Annotated in this window: 18 protein-coding genes; 7 read left to right on the top strand and 11 right to left on the bottom strand. The window is 42.9% G+C overall.

What is annotated here, in order from left to right; all coding sequences use genetic code 11:
- Positions 1-5: 5 nt before the first annotated feature.
- From D2V05_RS14675 to D2V05_RS14665, 3 genes are all read left to right on the top strand, one after another.
- Positions 6-575, top strand: a complete 570-nt coding sequence (locus tag D2V05_RS14675) for an RNA polymerase sigma factor (protein ID WP_119648356.1) — start codon at positions 6-8, stop codon at positions 573-575.
- Between the two features lie 11 nt (positions 576-586).
- Positions 587-1,321: a hypothetical protein gene (locus D2V05_RS14670; protein WP_119648355.1), complete on the top strand. Its 735-nt coding sequence runs from the start codon at positions 587-589 to the stop codon at positions 1,319-1,321.
- Positions 1,322-1,409: 88 nt separating this feature from the next.
- Positions 1,410-2,480, top strand: a complete 1,071-nt coding sequence (locus D2V05_RS14665) for a porin family protein (RefSeq protein ID WP_119648354.1) — start codon at positions 1,410-1,412, stop codon at positions 2,478-2,480.
- Between the two features lie 51 nt (positions 2,481-2,531).
- Here D2V05_RS14665 and D2V05_RS14660 read toward each other — a convergent pair whose 3' ends face one another.
- Together D2V05_RS14660 and D2V05_RS14655 are read right to left on the bottom strand one after the other, a co-directional pair.
- A complete protein-coding gene (locus D2V05_RS14660) occupies positions 2,532-2,774 on the bottom strand; it encodes a zinc-ribbon domain-containing protein (RefSeq protein ID WP_119648353.1) in 243 nt (80 codons plus the stop codon).
- A 36-nt stretch (positions 2,775-2,810) separates the two neighbouring features.
- A complete protein-coding gene (locus D2V05_RS14655) occupies positions 2,811-3,161 on the bottom strand; it encodes a 7(1) septoil knot domain-containing protein (RefSeq protein ID WP_119648614.1) in 351 nt (116 codons plus the stop codon).
- A gap of 158 nt (positions 3,162-3,319) precedes the next feature.
- Here D2V05_RS14655 and D2V05_RS14650 point away from each other — a divergent pair, with 158 nt between their 5' ends.
- Complete coding sequence (locus tag D2V05_RS14650; RefSeq protein WP_119648613.1) at positions 3,320-3,910, top strand: 2OG-Fe(II) oxygenase; 591 nt, start codon at positions 3,320-3,322, stop codon at positions 3,908-3,910.
- Between the two features lie 2 nt (positions 3,911-3,912).
- On the opposite strand, the gene D2V05_RS14645 is transcribed toward D2V05_RS14650, so the two are convergent.
- Together D2V05_RS14645 and D2V05_RS14640 are read right to left on the bottom strand one after the other, a co-directional pair.
- Positions 3,913-4,221 (bottom strand): phosphoribosylpyrophosphate synthetase, encoded by a 309-nt coding sequence (locus tag D2V05_RS14645; protein ID WP_119648352.1) that lies wholly within the window; start codon positions 4,219-4,221, stop codon positions 3,913-3,915.
- A 16-nt stretch (positions 4,222-4,237) separates the two neighbouring features.
- A complete protein-coding gene (locus tag D2V05_RS14640) occupies positions 4,238-6,079 on the bottom strand; it encodes a Xaa-Pro dipeptidyl-peptidase (RefSeq protein WP_119648351.1) in 1,842 nt (613 codons plus the stop codon).
- Between the two features lie 161 nt (positions 6,080-6,240).
- Between D2V05_RS14640 and dnaG the strand changes: the two genes are divergently transcribed.
- On the top strand, positions 6,241-8,214 hold the full coding sequence (dnaG, locus tag D2V05_RS14635; RefSeq protein WP_119648350.1) for a DNA primase: 1,974 nt from the start codon (positions 6,241-6,243) through the stop codon (positions 8,212-8,214).
- 61 nt (positions 8,215-8,275) lie between these two features.
- Here the strand turns inward: dnaG and D2V05_RS14630 are convergent, their stop codons facing one another.
- Positions 8,276-8,905 (bottom strand): response regulator, encoded by a 630-nt coding sequence (locus tag D2V05_RS14630; protein WP_119648349.1) that lies wholly within the window; start codon positions 8,903-8,905, stop codon positions 8,276-8,278.
- A gap of 160 nt (positions 8,906-9,065) precedes the next feature.
- Positions 9,066-9,854 (bottom strand): NAD(+) synthase, encoded by a 789-nt coding sequence (nadE, locus tag D2V05_RS14625; RefSeq protein WP_119648348.1) that lies wholly within the window; start codon positions 9,852-9,854, stop codon positions 9,066-9,068.
- A gap of 66 nt (positions 9,855-9,920) precedes the next feature.
- Between nadE and gldB the strand changes: the two genes are divergently transcribed.
- Both gldB and gldC read left to right on the top strand, forming a co-directional pair.
- Positions 9,921-10,910: a gliding motility lipoprotein GldB gene (gene gldB / locus D2V05_RS14620; protein WP_119648347.1), complete on the top strand. Its 990-nt coding sequence runs from the start codon at positions 9,921-9,923 to the stop codon at positions 10,908-10,910.
- Position 10,911: 1 nt separating this feature from the next.
- Positions 10,912-11,250 carry a gliding motility protein GldC gene (gene gldC, locus D2V05_RS14615; protein ID WP_119648346.1) on the top strand — a complete coding sequence of 113 codons (339 nt, stop codon included), beginning with the start codon at positions 10,912-10,914 and terminating at the stop codon, positions 11,248-11,250.
- Position 11,251: 1 nt separating this feature from the next.
- Here the strand turns inward: gldC and D2V05_RS14610 are convergent, their stop codons facing one another.
- The 5 genes from D2V05_RS14610 to yihA all read right to left on the bottom strand — a co-directional run bounded on the left by D2V05_RS14610 (position 11,252) and on the right by yihA (position 14,972).
- The gene (locus D2V05_RS14610; protein WP_119648345.1) at positions 11,252-11,749 is read right to left on the bottom strand and encodes a hypothetical protein; all 498 of its coding nucleotides are present in this window, start codon (positions 11,747-11,749) and stop codon (positions 11,252-11,254) included.
- A gap of 40 nt (positions 11,750-11,789) precedes the next feature.
- A complete protein-coding gene (locus D2V05_RS14605; RefSeq protein WP_119648344.1) occupies positions 11,790-12,449 on the bottom strand; it encodes an SH3 domain-containing protein in 660 nt (219 codons plus the stop codon).
- 150 nt (positions 12,450-12,599) lie between these two features.
- A complete protein-coding gene (locus tag D2V05_RS14600) occupies positions 12,600-13,328 on the bottom strand; it encodes a pirin family protein (RefSeq protein WP_119648343.1) in 729 nt (242 codons plus the stop codon).
- A gap of 90 nt (positions 13,329-13,418) precedes the next feature.
- Positions 13,419-14,285 (bottom strand): helix-turn-helix domain-containing protein, encoded by an 867-nt coding sequence (locus tag D2V05_RS14595; RefSeq protein WP_119648342.1) that lies wholly within the window; start codon positions 14,283-14,285, stop codon positions 13,419-13,421.
- Positions 14,286-14,360: 75 nt separating this feature from the next.
- A complete protein-coding gene (yihA, locus tag D2V05_RS14590) occupies positions 14,361-14,972 on the bottom strand; it encodes a ribosome biogenesis GTP-binding protein YihA/YsxC (protein WP_119638743.1) in 612 nt (203 codons plus the stop codon).
- Between the last annotated feature and the right edge of the window lies 1 nt (position 14,973).

Genomic DNA, 14,973 nt, shown 5'->3' with positions numbered 1-14,973 from the left:
AGACTTTGAAGATTATATCCTTATATAACAACGAAAACCAATGGATCAAAAAATCGATCAAGGGTGATCCACAGGCCCAAAGGTTGTTGTATGAACGGTATGCTCCAAAAATGTTGAGTGTTTGCCGGCAGTACATCAAAGACCTTCATTTTGCTGAGGATGTGATGATCAATGGATTCATCAAGGTATTCCAAAACTTGGAGGGTTATAAAAACTTGGGGAGCTTTGAAGGTTGGATCAGGACGATTATGGTGCGTGAAAGCATCAACCACCTCCGAAAAAAGCAATTTGTGGTCTATGATGATGAGATGTTCGATGCCCAACTTGGAGAGTCCAACCATGGCGGCGGATTGTTGGATGTGGAATATGTGCAGCATTTGATCGATGCATTACCAGAGGGCTACAAGACTGTATTTCTGCTCCATGCCATTGAAGGGTATGGGCACCAAGAAATTGCCGAAATGCTCGAGATTTCGGAAGGAACTTCAAAATCGCAGCTGTTCAAGGCCAGAAAGATGCTTCAAGAAAATTTGACTTTAAAGGGAATGTCGCCCAAATCAAGATCGGGCAAATAAAAGAAAGGGATATGGATAAACTGGAAAAACATATCAAGGATACGTTGGAGGAACGCACTATGACCCCTTCACCGGGAGCATGGGAAAAGATTGCGGGGCAGATTTCCGTTCAACCTAAAAAGAAAGGGAGAAAGTGGTATCCGCTTGCCATTGCGGCCAGTTTTGTTGGCATTTTATTGGTTTCCATACTGTTTTTTACCTCGGAACCAAACAAGGAAGCACAAATTCAAGTAGTGGAAGAAAACCCCGGGAAAACTGAAGTAAACTATGATGTTGAGACTCGACCCAATGAGTTGATCCAAAAGGAACAGCTGAATGTTGGGGAAGTGGTTGCGAAATCGGAACCAGAACCAATCCTTCCAGAAAGTCGGAAAGAACAAGTGGAACTACCGAAATCTGAATCTGTTTTGGCGCAACAGGAAACCAAACTTCCTGTTGAAGATGAACGAATCAAAAAATCGGAGGGGCTCATTTTTCAAAAGGTGGAAGAGGTAGTGGCCCAAGTAGAAGTCATGGAGTCGTTACAAAATAATGTCAGTGATGCCGAGGTGGATTCGCTGCTTCGAGCCGCGCAAAAACAAATATTGACAGATAAGCTGTTCACCCAAAGTGGTTCTGTGGATGCCATGGGCCTGTTGGCAGAAGTGGAAGACGAACTTGACGAAACGTTTCGAAACCAAATATTCGATGCACTCAAAGATGGCTACCTAAAATTACGTACTGCGGTGGCCGACCGGAACAATTAAAATTATTCATCAATCAACAAAGATTTTCCTGGTTTCCTGCCCAACCGATGTTGGGCAGGGAGTGGGAATCTATAATCCAAAAACAATCATGAGAACCATTACATTTTATGTAGCAACATTCATTTTATTGCTCGTTTCCCATCAAATTATGGGGCAAGAAGATTATGAAAAAGAGGTGAGGATCCTTAAAATAGAAAAGGAACGCATCATCGAACAGGAAAAGGATGCCCTGAAACTGGAAGTTCGGGACATAAACCGACGATTGGAGAAGGGTGATATTTCCGAAGCAGAGGCTAAAATATTGAAAGAAGAAGTGGCCAAAAGAAGAGCCTTGAACATCGAGAATCGGGTGGCCATTGTGGAAAATAAGATTGCCCTGCTAGAGCGAAATGAAGGGGAAATATTGACCTTGTCCGAGTTGGATACGTTGGAGAATGACCACATCAATTTGGGCATTATGATCGATGGCAAACCGGCCGTTATCTTCAATTCCAATCGTTGGAAAAGGGATATAAAATATGACAGACGAACCTATTCCGATTTCGTGTTCGCAGTAGGGTTGAACAATGCTGTGATCGAAGGGCAATCCCTGAACGATTCCCCTTATAAAATTGGTGGAAGTCGATTCTTTGAAATGGGCTGGCAGTGGCGCACAAGGGTCTTTGATCGGTCCAATTGGTTGCGATTCCATTATGGGGTTTCCTTCCAGTTCAATGGCCTAAAACCTGATGACAACCAAATCTTTGTCCAAAACGGGAACCAAACCACTTTGGAGGAATTTGAATACGATTTGGACAAGGCCAAATTACGTATGGACAACTTGGTATTTCCCATTCATTTTGAATTTGGTCCATCAAGATTGAGAAAAACCGAACGCACTATTCGTTATTCCATTCATGACCAGTTCAGGGTCGGTATCGGTGGTTATGGTGGTTTCAACTTGGGTGCCCGTCAAAAATTGAAGTATACAGTGGATGGTGAACACATTAAGGACAAGCTAAAACGTGACTACAATACCAGCGACCTCATTTATGGTGTCAGTGGCTATATCGGTTTTGATGGGGTGCTCCTGTATATGAAATACGACCTTAACCCCATCTTTAAAGATGCAGACGTGAAACAGAACAATATTTCCTTGGGCCTTCGGTTCGATATTTAAGAACCATTTATACAAATAAAAGGCACGGTTGGTTAATGCTGACCGTGTTTTTTAGTTAGATAGGGCACGTTGCATTTCGGGAGTAAATTCCTCTTTGTAAAATACCCTTTTACAGTGCGAACATTCCGCATATTGGGCATTGTTAAGGGTAATGACGGGAATCCAGAACAAATGGGCATAATTGGGTTGGGATACCACTGTTAAAGTACCTGTTTGTTGACAGTAGGGGCATGTCACATTTTGGAGCACCTTGGTTTCTTTTTTGCCTGGTCTGGTTCCGAAGAAAAGAATCATAGAATAGGATTGTACCACAAAGATACTTAGTTTAACCTATTCCCGTGTTGGCAAATCGAGTTCAAGCCGTTTGGCTTCATTTCTCCAGCCCGCTTTATAGTCACGGTCCACATAGTAAATGATAAGGTCGGCCTTATAATCGCGATCCACAAAAAATACGGTAAAATCAGCCTTAAAATCCCCATTGGTAAAAAACCATAGACCTTTATTATCTTTTGCTTTGTAATCCCGATCCACTTTATGGACCAAAAGATCGGCCTTGTAATCGCGGTCCGCTACAAAGACCAGGAAATTGGCCTTAAAGTCTCCATTCACCTCAAAAACACGTTGGGGCTTTAGGGTTGTGGTACATAAAACTAGGGTAAGAATTGGAATTATTTTTCTCATAATGAAGTATTTGAAACAAAGTTTGTGCCATGATATCTTCTTGAGGTTGAGAAAGTCCAAAGTAAGAAAACCATAGTTCATTTTGAAATATTTTCTACATTCGCGCACATTTTGAATCGTTGAAAGCCTACCATAGCTTGGAGAATTGGTTGTCCTGGATGGATGACATCTCTGATAAGGATTATGTGGTCATCGACCATTTTTTTCGGGAAGAGCTATATGCCGAAATCCGCTCGTTCTTTCTCTCGAAACTCTCCAGTTTTAAGGAGGCTGGGATTGGTGTGGATTCCGATAACCAGATCAACTCAAAGATTAGGGGCGACTTTACCTATTGGTTGGATCGAAAAAGGGATTCCGATCTTCAAAATTTTTGGGAACTGCTCGATGAAATCATCCAAATGTTCAACCGATATTGCTATTTGAGTTTGTCCGGGTACGAGTTCCATTTGGCACACTACCCTTCGGGAGGGCATTACGACAAACATCTGGATCAATTTGAAAACCGAAACAACAGGATGATCTCTGTGGTCATCTACCTTAATGAAGGTTGGCAACAGGGGGATGGGGGAGAACTTGAAATATTTGAAAAGGATGGTTCCAGTTTTTTAGTGGAACCTTTGGCCATGCGCTGCGTCATGTTCAAAAGTGCAGAAGTGCCCCATGCCGTATTACAGGCCAACAAAAGCCGTTTCAGCTTAACAGGCTGGTTGTTGTACCAACCTTCAGCCTTGGGAAAATTCTTTGGATAGTTCTACCCTTTTTTCATGGGTATTTTTTGAATGAGTTCCTCGTTTTGACCATGTTCCGCACTATAGGACATTACTAGGGTACCCTTGGTGCCATCATTGGCCTCAATAGTGAAAACAGTGGCTTGGTCATCCGGGTTGGTCATCCCTTCAAAGCGATAGGTGTCTATGATTTTTAACTCGTCGGGCTGATATTCCTTTTTGGAGTATAGGGCCTTTATGCCATTTTCCTTCGCTTCGAAGTCTTCGGTATACCCTTCTTGGGTGAGGGTGTTCACTGCTTCGGATAATGTATCAAAAGTATGTTTGTCCATAATTTTACAATGTTTTTTAGTGAATTGATTTTAAAGTTTCCAAACCTCCCACCACCGGTAGGATAAGTTCGGTTCCATCCAAATCTACCGTTAGTTCGGTGCCCGGTTCAGGCCAAAGCGTAAATTCCTTGTCACTGGAAAAGATCATCAGACCGATTTGTTGCCCTCTCGGGATAATTTGGTCATCGGGCATCAGGCTGAATTCCATATCATAAAACTTGTTGGGTACCAAGGGCTCACTTTTGGTCAGCGACTTGTAGTTCTGTGGATCGGCCCAACCACGGGTAATGATGTTGTCCGTGATTTTAGAGCCGCGTCCTTCGCTCCAAGGCAATGATACCAACCAAACAGACAGGTTAGCTGCCGGTTTGCTGCTTGCCAATTTAATTTTGATTTTGGCTATACCGGAAATATGGATGTCCTCTGTTAAAATAGGAGTCACATAAAGCAACCGATGATTGGTGGATTCTGCTTGGGCCAGACTGGAACCACTAAAGGAATAGTTGTCCACCAAGGTTTCCGTGCCTTGCTTTTCAGGTCTTTTGGTCGTTAGCATTCCTTTTTCTGGGGCTCCTTTGGTTAGGTAAAAAGTAACGTTGGATGCATCGGGATTAGGATAATCTTTATATGGAGTTGGGTTGTCCCGCGCATCGTTCTCGCGAACGATCCACGCTTTTGGGTCGTTTTCCACTCCATTTTCCACTCCGAACAAAAAGTGGGTGAACCAACGGTTCATCATGGAAATGGGAGGTGGTCCCCCGTGACCATTTTGGTGATAGTATATCTGGACAGGCAGTCCCATTTCCCTTGCCTTGTTATAAATGCGATAGCTGTGTTCGGGCATCACGTTCCAATCGTTGAATCCATGTGACATCAACAAAGCGGCCTTCATCGGTTTCATGTCGTTTAAGTAATCACGGCCTGCCCAGAAATCATTGTAATCCCCGGTGATACGATCTTGACCATTTTTCATTTCCGTATCTCGGATCACTTTATTGCTCCATGCCCTTTTGGATTCGTCCCCACTATGAATAAAATCATAGAGTACATCAATATCTTCCCCTAAATAACCGCCTGGTGAACGTACCAACCCATTTGATCGGTAATAGTGATAGTAGGAGGTGTTGGGTGCAATGGGAATGATGGCTTCCAAACCTTTTACCCCGGTTGTGGCCGCAGCAAGTGGTAGTGTGCCATTATAAGATGTTCCTGTCATGCCCACTTTGCCCGTGGACCAAAAAGCTTTCACTTCCTCATTGCCATTGCGTTCGGAATACCCCTTGGCCCTACCACATAGCCAATCGATTACCGCTTTGGGCGCCAAGGATTCATTATCCCCTCCAACGGTTGGAGAGCCATCGGACAATCCCGTGCCAGGTGAAGAGGAGTGAACCACAATATAGCCACGAGGCACCCAAGTTTGGACTTGGGAATTGGAAATGATGGGGCGCTCCCCGATTCGGGTTACTTCTGGATGTTGTCTAGGTCTGCCAAGTTCCCCGAGTTCGTGTTTTACGTCCCAAAAAATATCGGCGTCTAGTCCAGCGGTACCAGCATAATAAGGACTGGACTCATAGACCACGGGAAGTTTAAGACCTTCGGTTTCGGTTTGCACAGGTCGGGTGACATCTACGTGCATGCGGTCCAGTTTGCCATCCCCATCCGAATCGAACTCGGTCTCAACCCAAAGGTCTTCCCTAATCCAATTGTCCGGATTGGCAAAGGCTTCTACCACCTGGGTCTCACCATTCATGAAAACGGGTTCGGCCTTTTCGGCCATTTGGGCATAAACATTTACCACGGTGGCCAAAACGAAGGTGGTCCAAATGGATATGTTCCTGAAATAATTTTGGGTCATATTGCTGTTATTTTACTCTTAACTTAAGCTACAAGGGGCAATAGTGTTAGCTACTGCGATTTGTTTGCTCTAAGTTACTAAATCTTGAAGGGGAAACTTGGTATTGGATTCCCCAAAACTTTGTTTTTATTTACCTTTAACAGCTAGTTTATTATTCGCACTTGATTTCAAAGACCACCATAGACCAAGTTTATGAAACCGCTCGGGTAGAGGAGGTGATAGGGGATTTTGTGCAGTTGAAAAAGTCGGGGTCTAATTTTAAGGGACTCAGCCCCTTTACCGATGAACGTACCCCAAGTTTTATGGTATCTCCGGTAAAGCAGATCTGGAAGGACTTTAGCAGTGGAAAAGGGGGCAACGTGGTGGCTTTTTTAATGGAGCACGAACATTTTACCTATCCGGAAGCGATAAGATATCTGGCCCAAAAATACAACATTGAGATAGACGAGATTGAGCAGACCAGTGAAGAAAAGGAGCAGGCCAATGAGAGGGAAAGCATGTATCTGGTCTCGGAATACGCCCAAAAATATTTTGAACAGACCCTGTGGGATACTGAACCCGGTAAGGCCATTGGTCTGACCTATTTCAAGGAGCGCGGTTTTACGGATGAGACCATCAAAAAATTCGGGTTGGGGTATAGCTTGGATCAATGGGAGGCGTTTACCCAAAGCGCTCTGGATGAAGGGTATCAATTGGATTTTTTGGAAAAAACCGGGCTCACCATCGTAAAGGAGCAAACGGGTGGTGAAACCAAGAAGTTCGATCGTTTCAAAGGACGTGTCATGTTCCCCATCCATTCCATGAGTGGAAGGGTATTGGGCTTTGGAGGACGTATTTTGACCAATGATAAAAAGGCGGCCAAGTATCTGAATTCACCTGAAAGCGATATTTACCACAAGAGCAAGGTGTTGTACGGCATCTATTTTGCCAAACAGGCCATAGCCAAGGAAGACAACTGTTTTTTAGTGGAAGGGTATACCGATGTGATCCAGATGTTCCAGCGTGGTGTGGAGAATGTGGTCTCTTCGAGCGGTACGGCCTTGACCCCGGAACAGATACGCTTGATCAACAGGCTTACCAAGAACATTACGGTACTTTTTGATGGGGATGCGGCGGGTTTGCGTGCTTCCCTTCGTGGTATCGATCTGATCTTGGAACAGGGCATGAACGTGAAGGTGTGCACCTTTCCTGAAGGGGAGGATCCCGATAGTTTTTCCAAGAGCAATACCTATGAAGACCTAGTACTTTATTTGGAAGAAAACGCAAAGGATTTTATCCAGTTCAAAACATCTTTATTGGTAAAGGAAGCTGCCAATGATCCCATCAAGCGCGCCGATACCATTCGGGATATCGTAAACAGTATCAGTAAAATACCGGACCGAATCCAAAAAGAGGTCTATATTCAGGAGTGTGCCAAGATCATGCAGATTTCCGAAGAAGTGCTGTACAACACCTTGGCGCAAATCAATAAGAAAGAGGTAAACGAGGCTTCCAAAAAAATAAAGCAGGAACAGCAAGCCTTTCAAGTGGTCAAGAACGACCCAGTGGTAGAAAAGGTGGATGTGCAATACGAGTTGGAGCGAAAGATTATTGAAATGCTGCTGTTGTACGGGAACCAAAAACAGGAGTTTGAAGACTTGGTGTTGAAGGAAAACGAAGATGGAGAGCTGGTTTTGGAACCTGAAATTGTAGAGGCCAAAGTATACGAAAAGGTGTATTTGGACCTTCAGGAAGATGAAATCGAACTTAGCAATGAACAGTTCAAGTCCATTTATTACAAATTGATCGAGAACCTCAATGAAAATGAAGATTTTTCAATAAAGACCTTTTTGGCCGACTTGAATCAGGATATGGTTTCCGAAGTCTCATCCATTTTGATGGAGGAAGAGCAGTATGTATTGCACGATTGGGAACGAAGGGAAATCTATCCTAAGGAAAAACAGTTGGGTGTGGCCCAATTGGTAGGGGAGACTATTCTTACCTTACGGTGTAACCTGATCAAAAATCGAATTCAAAAATTACAGGAAAGGACCCAAGATCACAACGGGGACAACTCGGAGATTTTGGAGGAAATCGTCAACTATCTTCAATTGAACAAATTGTTGAACGCCAAGCTTAATCGGGTACTTTCATAAAAAAAATCCCTTCCAATTTAAATTGAAAGGGACTTACTATAGTTGGTTTGGTTGGGTATTCTTAATACAATTCCAAGGCTTTTGCCTGTTGTAACAAATCCACCAAGTTGTCCACGTTCAACTTTTTCATCAAACGGGCCTTATAGGTGCTTACGGTTTTCTCGTTCAGATTAAGACCTTCTGCAACTTCCTTGTTTCGTTTACCACTGGCCAAGAGTTTCAATACCTCAACTTCTCTCGAAGAAAGTTTTCTGAAGAATCTTCTTGGTTTTTGTGTTCCTTCATCAAAAGCAAGTCGCTGGGCCAGTTCATTGGTAATGAACATGTTGCCTTCGCTTACTTTTTTCACTGCCGTGACAATGTAGTCCAAATCAGCGGTTTTGGACAAGTAACCATAAGCTCCGGCACGTATGGTGCTCAAAGCATATACGTCTTCAGATTGACCGCTATACATTAAGGTCTTGATGTCGGGAAATTCCAATTTCATTTTTCGAAGGGTGGCGATTCCATTGATTTCAGGAATGTCCATTTCCAAAATGACTACATCTGGAGAAACATTTTTTAAAGCCTGGAAAAGCTCTGCGGTAGTAGATACGTCTGCAATGATTTCAATATCAGGACTGGATTCAAGTACCTTTTTAATCCCCAACCTAACTACAGGGTGGTTGTCTGCGATCAATACTTTTATCATTCGCTTAAATAATTAATTCGTGTTTGGTTAGTGTTGTGCAACTTGCGCAGCATAGCAGGCAAGATAACAATTTGCTACCGTAAAACTGTAACTTTTTTCTTAAAACCATAGTTTTTCTATGGTTTTTTTCGTTTTAGACCGGGGTTTTATGGTTGAAAGGCTATTTTAACCCTTCTGGAATCTCGCAAATAGGAATAGGAACCATCTTATGTTTGTTTGCAGTATTGTACCTTTTATAGATAGCGAATACTTCCTTTTCCCTGCCAGAAAAGTCGTCAATTGTTTTTCCTTGGTTGTCCATTTCCATGGCCCATTCCAATTCAGGGTAGCTTGCACCGATTTGGTCTTCGTCGGTTCTACTGTCTCCCCAAAGCCCATCTGTAGGTGGTGCCTCCATAATTTCTTGATTAACCCCTAGAACTCTGCCCAGCTCATACACTTCTGTCTTAACAAGGTCTGCAATGGGACTTAGGTCCACACCTCCATCACCGTATTTGGTGTAAAAACCGATTCCGAAGTCTTCTACTTTGTTGCCGGTACCCGCTACCAAGTATCCTTTAAGAGCGGCAAAGTAGTATAGGGTGGTCATACGTAATCTGGCGCGGGTGTTGGCCAAGGACATGTGACGTTCTTCTTCTGTACTCGTTTTTGGGAAAGCAGCTACCAAACTATCAAAAACGGGGGTTAGGTTCACAGGTTGACGTGAAACATTGGGGAAGTTTTCAATAAGCCAATCAATATGTTTGTCAGCTCTTGTTACTTGATTCTCTCCCTGGTGTATCGGCATTTCCAAACACAAAAGGTCCATTCCTGTTTTGGCACAGAGTGTTGAGGTTACTGCGGAATCAATTCCACCTGAAACCCCAATAACAAACCCGTTACATTTTGCTTGGGTTGCATAGTCTTTTAGCCAGTTTACAATATGGTCGATTACCTTTTCTGTTTGCATATCTTCTAAATTAGATTCTATAAATTACCTTTGTGCCCTGTAAATTTAAACGCTGTGCCCTTAAAAATGAAGAGGTTGTTGAAATACTTTACCCCAGAATCGGCAAGTTGGTTGATTTTGGCGTTCATTTTGGTTTTATCAGGATGTAAGGAGACCGATAAGACCGAAGAGGCAATAGCCAAAATTCCTATTGACCTGAAGATTTCTAGATTTGATCGCGAATTTGCTAAAGCAACCCCAACTGATATTCCCAAGTTGAAGAACGAATATCCTTATTTGTTCCCCATGCAGTTTCCGGATAGTGTTTGGATAGCCAAATTGAGTGATACCCTTCAGGTGGAACTTTCCGAAGAAGTGGATAAAGCCTTTGGAAATTTTGCAACTGAAACAGAAGCATTGGGATCACTCTTCCAACATATCAAATATTACTTTCCTGAATTTGAGACCCCGAAAGTGGTGACCTTGACTTCCGACGTTCGGTACGAAGACCGGATCATTCTTACGGATACCTTATTGTTGATAGGATTGGACAATTATTTAGGGAAGGACCATCATTTTTATGAGGGCATTCAACGGTATATTGCCGCGGGGTTGGAGAAAAAGTTTTTGGCGTCGGATGTGGCCAGTGCCTTTTCCAAAAAGGTGATTTCGTATCCGCGAAACCGTACCTTTCTTTCTCGCATGGTGTATTATGGAAAGGAACTTTATCTAAAAGATAAATTATTGCCGACCAATACCGATGCGCAAAAAATTGGGTACTCCGAGGAACAGATGGATTGGGCCATGGCCAACGAGGAACAGATCTGGAAATATTTTGTGGAGCAGGAAGTTTTGTACAGCACCGATTCTAAATTGGACCGAAAGTTCTTGGATCCGGCACCTTTTTCCAAATTCGGGTTGGAATTGGACAACCAATCTCCTGGAAGGTTGGGCAGGTATATAGGATGGCAAATCGTGAGGGCTTTTATGGAAAAAAATCATGTCAGCCTGAACCAACTTTTTGAGATGCCGGCTGATGACATATTGAAACAATCTAATTACAAACCAAGAAAATAAAATGGCAGTAGTACATACTTCAGAAATAAAGTTGACCGTAGGACTTGATGAGAACCGTGTTCCGGAAGAATTGAAATGGTCGGCACAGGATGGTGGCGTGCAGGAAGAAGATGCCAAGGCCATGATGTTGTCCGTTTGGGACAGTAAGAATAGGGAGTCCCTTAAGATTGACCTTTGGACCAAGGATATGCCCGTGGATGAAATGAAGATGTTTTTCCATCAAACCTTGATGACGATGGCCGATACCTTTATGAAGGCGACCCAAGATGAGAAGATGACGGCCACCATGAAGGATTTCTGCGACTACTTCGCTGAAAAGTTGGAGTTGGATAAACTGTAATTCAATCCAAAGGCTCGTTCATCTGATTGAATTTAGCCTTTTCTTCTCCGCGCAAATCCAAAATGCGTTCAATTTTATCCTTTGTGGGCCGTTGGAGCAAGAGATAAAAGATCAAAAATGCCCCAATAATCAAATAAGTGAGGTTTTGGGTGTTGGAGAAAATCACCACGCTGAAAAGCGCAGCTCCTTCTAGCAGGGCATACTTGATTATGGACGCTGTTTGGAACTTGGCCAATTTATCCCGAAGGCTCGTATTTTTTGGTAGACTGCCCAATGTTTTTCTAAAAATAAAGTCCCCTAAAAAAATACTGCCAATGGCAATAACGGGAACAATGGCAATAAACATGTCGCCAGAATTGTCGAAGTTTAATTGCGCACCTTTACTTTGGGTGTAGAACAAAATGCCTAAAACAATAGGGGTGGCTGCAATGCCCAGATGCAAAAAGGACATGATTTTCAAAAATCCGGCTGGTGTAAATTTATTATTGGTTGTTGCCATAGTTATTTTTTGTGAGATCTTGTAATATAAGGTGTTGATTTTAGTCCCCTGCGACAAGCATGGAAATGACCCAGCCCTTTGTCGTTTTGGTGAATCCCATTCGGTAATCAATGGGCGACACCAGGAACTTATCAAAAACATAGCCTGTTATTTGGCCATCGGTAGTGGTCACATTCATCCAGCCAGGATTTTTATGTTGATCCTTCCAGTCTGGTGCATTGTATTTTACAATTTGATAGCTCAATTGTCCAATCACCTTTGAATCTGAGGTAGTGGGTTTATCCCTTATGTTTACATTGGTACCCATGACCACATAATATTCAAAGGCATCAAATTTTTCTGGCCAATCGGTAAAGGTGTAGGGAATGGTGTAGCTGTCAGAACCTTCTTCATATTTTGGGCCGCCAATCAATAACAGTTGCTCGACAACTTCCCAAAATCGGGTGCTATTGTTTTTAAAATCCCAGTACTCTTTAAATTCTTCAATGCCTCCGTCTCCTCCAAAACTGTTCACGATATTAGGATCTAAATGATCTAGAATAAAGGTTTGGTCTTGTCTGCCCACGGCCAAGGTTAGTTCGGTCAAAAATCTGGAAAGGGTATAATCCGATATTTCAACTTTTGGAGGGTAGAAGGTGTCCTGTGCAAAAACTGTTGAAGTGGCCAAACAAAGAAGGGCCATGAAAAAAGTTCTGTGCATTTTCGGTTAATTAGGTGATTCTAAAATACCTAATTATTCCAAAAACTTTGGAAAGAAGCGGGCATTTCTTAACCTTTTGGAGGTTGTAGAAAGATTAGGAAATAGAATTTGGAATCAAAAAAAGCCCAATATTGGGCTTTTTTTGATTTATTATCGGCCTATTTGGGATAGGCTCATGGGGACTTCCATTAATAATACTCTACTGTCAGTCACAGATTTAAATTCGAAGGAATCGGTTTCCCAAAGACCAAAACCATCCCGTTTTTCCAATTTTTGACCATTGATTTCCACCTCGCCTTCTAGAATAAAGGCATAAACGCCATTTCCTTCCTTGTGAATTTGATAGGATGCTTCGGCACCCGATTCAAATTTACCCAAGTGGAACCAAGCATCCTGATGGATCCAAACGCCTTCATCGTCTGGGTTGGGCGACAAAACTTGGTAAAAGGCATTTTCTTTTTCAATGTCTCTAATGGATATTTGATCGTATCTGGGTTCTACATTCCTTTTGTTCGGGAATACCCAAATTTGTAAAAACTTGACTGGCTTGTCCGGGTTTTTGTTATACTCACTGTGGAAAATGCCTGTGCCGGCACTCATTACCTGCACTTCTCCTTCCTTAATGGTAGCCACGTTGCCCATGCTGTCTTTATGTTCCAAATCTCCTTCCAACGGAATGGAGATGATTTCCATATTATCATGCGGATGGGTCCCAAAGCCTTTGGCCGCTGATACTTGATCGTCATTTAAGACACGCAACACCCCAAAATGCATCCGCTCCGGATTTTGATATCCTGCGAAACTGAAAGTATGGTGGGAGTCCAACCAACCATGATTAGCGTGTCCTCTAGTATTGGCTTTGTGTAATACAGTTTTCATGATTCTTGCTTTTTTGTTCCCTACAAAGGTCGGACTACGCTCGTGATTCGGCGATATGAAAACACGGGAAGGACTTATGAAAATCCGATATTAGGTGGATTGTTTGAATGTACTGGGCGAAATTCCTGTGCAGGATTTAAAAAAGGCACTGAAATTGGCAGGCTCCGAAAAGCCTAGTTCAAAGGCGATTTCTTTTTGCGATAGTGGAGAGAAATAGAGCAATCGTTTGGCGGCTGTGGTAATTCGACTTTGGATATGCTCCTTCGCAGTTTTTCCAGTTAAGGATTTTACCACGCGGTTCAAATGATCCGGGGTAATGTGAAGGGCGTCCGCATAAGCTGCAGCATGGTGCCAGGTTTTGTAATGTTGGTTTACCAAATGTTTAAAGTTACGCACCAAACTGGCCCCGACTTCCATGGTTTGGGTATCCAGTTGGTTCAAGGAACACAAGTTATGGCAGGTGATCAACAATAATTTCAGCAAAGCACCTATCGCTTCATATTTATAGGCGGAATCCCCAGTATTTAAGCGTAGCATTTCCTCTGAATAGGAGGTAAGAAGTTCCATTTCCTTGATTCCCACTTGTAAGGGAGGTGTATTGGAAAAATCGTTGAAAAGGTTGATGTCTTCAATAAAATCCACCAGAATATGGTTCAAGGCCAAAAATTGGGATGAAAAAACGATGGAATATCCAACCGTAGGTTTGGTTTCTGTGAGTTGGTGCACTTGACCTGGACTGATAAAATATACTTGATTGTTGCTCAGGGCATGTGTAGTAAAATCCACAATATGGTTACCTTCGGCCTCCTTCACTACTAATATGGTGTAATAATCATGACGATGTGGAACATCGGGCCGCCCCTTTCTTTTTTGGTAGATGTCTTCCATTTTGGAAATCCCGAAACTGAGAGAACCATCCGCCTTGTTGATATCGTGATAGGTTTTGACAGGGTCCATGGGTAATGAAGTTGAATGGAAAAGTACTGAATTTAAACTTTTCCTTAAAATACTGTTGAGTGGGGAACCTGAAGGCTATTGGTTTTTGAAAAAATCCTGGTTGATGCCATCGATGAATTCCAACAGTGCTTCCCCGCCCATGTGGTTTGCCGATGAAGTGGTAAAATGTGGAGGAGCTTCTTCCCAAACACCCTCCACCATTTTTTGAAGATAGGCGTTCACCTGCCTCTCCACGGCCCCAGGTTTCAGTTTGTCCGCCTTGGTAAAGATGATGGCAAAGGGAATTTGGTTGGTCCCCAACCATTCCATGAATTCCAGGTCAATGGGTTGTGGGTCATGGCGAATATCGACCAAAACAAAACCACATACCAATTGCTTGCGTTTTTGAAAATACTCGGTAATGTACTTTTGGAAGGTATTCTTGTCCTTTTTGGAAACTCGGGCATATCCATAGCCTGGTAAATCCACCAAAAACCAGTTGTTATTGATCTTAAAGTGGTTGATGAGCTGTGTTTTTCCGGGTCTTCCCGAAGTTTTGGCCAAACCTTTGCGGTCCACCAACATATTTATGAGTGATGACTTGCCTACATTGGAACGGCCGATAAAGGCATATTCAGGCAGAGGTTCATTGGGGCATTTGGCAACATTGGAGTTGCTCATAACAAATTCCGCCGATGTGATTTTCATG

Origin of the sequence: Flagellimonas pelagia (assembly GCF_003584135.1) — a bacterium.
GTDB classification, from domain to species: Bacteria; Bacteroidota; Bacteroidia; order Flavobacteriales; family Flavobacteriaceae; genus Flagellimonas; species Flagellimonas pelagia.
The sequence above is the reverse complement of the archived record's forward strand: the minus strand, read 5'-3'. Positions and strand labels throughout refer to the sequence as shown.

Excerpts from the sequence above, each read along its gene's own strand:
- D2V05_RS14600 (WP_119648343.1), bottom strand. The coding sequence starts at position 13,328 with ATGAAAACTGTATTACACAAAGCCAATACTAGAGGACACGCTAATCAT.
- D2V05_RS14595 (WP_119648342.1), bottom strand. The coding sequence starts at position 14,285 with ATGGACCCTGTCAAAACCTATCACGATATCAACAAGGCGGATGGTTCT.
- D2V05_RS14660 (WP_119648353.1), bottom strand. The coding sequence starts at position 2,774 with ATGATTCTTTTCTTCGGAACCAGACCAGGCAAAAAAGAAACCAAGGTG.
- D2V05_RS14665 (WP_119648354.1), top strand. The coding sequence starts at position 1,410 with ATGAGAACCATTACATTTTATGTAGCAACATTCATTTTATTGCTCGTT.
- D2V05_RS14610 (WP_119648345.1), bottom strand. The coding sequence starts at position 11,749 with ATGGCAACAACCAATAATAAATTTACACCAGCCGGATTTTTGAAAATC.
- D2V05_RS14670 (WP_119648355.1), top strand. The coding sequence starts at position 587 with ATGGATAAACTGGAAAAACATATCAAGGATACGTTGGAGGAACGCACT.
- nadE (WP_119648348.1), bottom strand. The coding sequence starts at position 9,854 with ATGCAAACAGAAAAGGTAATCGACCATATTGTAAACTGGCTAAAAGAC.
- D2V05_RS14645 (WP_119648352.1), bottom strand. The coding sequence starts at position 4,221 with ATGGACAAACATACTTTTGATACATTATCCGAAGCAGTGAACACCCTC.
- D2V05_RS14655 (WP_119648614.1), bottom strand. The coding sequence starts at position 3,161 with ATGAGAAAAATAATTCCAATTCTTACCCTAGTTTTATGTACCACAACC.
- gldB (WP_119648347.1), top strand. The coding sequence starts at position 9,921 with ATGAAGAGGTTGTTGAAATACTTTACCCCAGAATCGGCAAGTTGGTTG.
- yihA (WP_119638743.1), bottom strand. The coding sequence starts at position 14,972 with ATGAAAATCACATCGGCGGAATTTGTTATGAGCAACTCCAATGTTGCC.
- D2V05_RS14605 (WP_119648344.1), bottom strand. The coding sequence starts at position 12,449 with ATGCACAGAACTTTTTTCATGGCCCTTCTTTGTTTGGCCACTTCAACA.
- D2V05_RS14630 (WP_119648349.1), bottom strand. The coding sequence starts at position 8,905 with ATGATAAAAGTATTGATCGCAGACAACCACCCTGTAGTTAGGTTGGGG.
- gldC (WP_119648346.1), top strand. The coding sequence starts at position 10,912 with ATGGCAGTAGTACATACTTCAGAAATAAAGTTGACCGTAGGACTTGAT.
- D2V05_RS14640 (WP_119648351.1), bottom strand. The coding sequence starts at position 6,079 with ATGACCCAAAATTATTTCAGGAACATATCCATTTGGACCACCTTCGTT.
- D2V05_RS14650 (WP_119648613.1), top strand. The coding sequence starts at position 3,320 with ATGGATGACATCTCTGATAAGGATTATGTGGTCATCGACCATTTTTTT.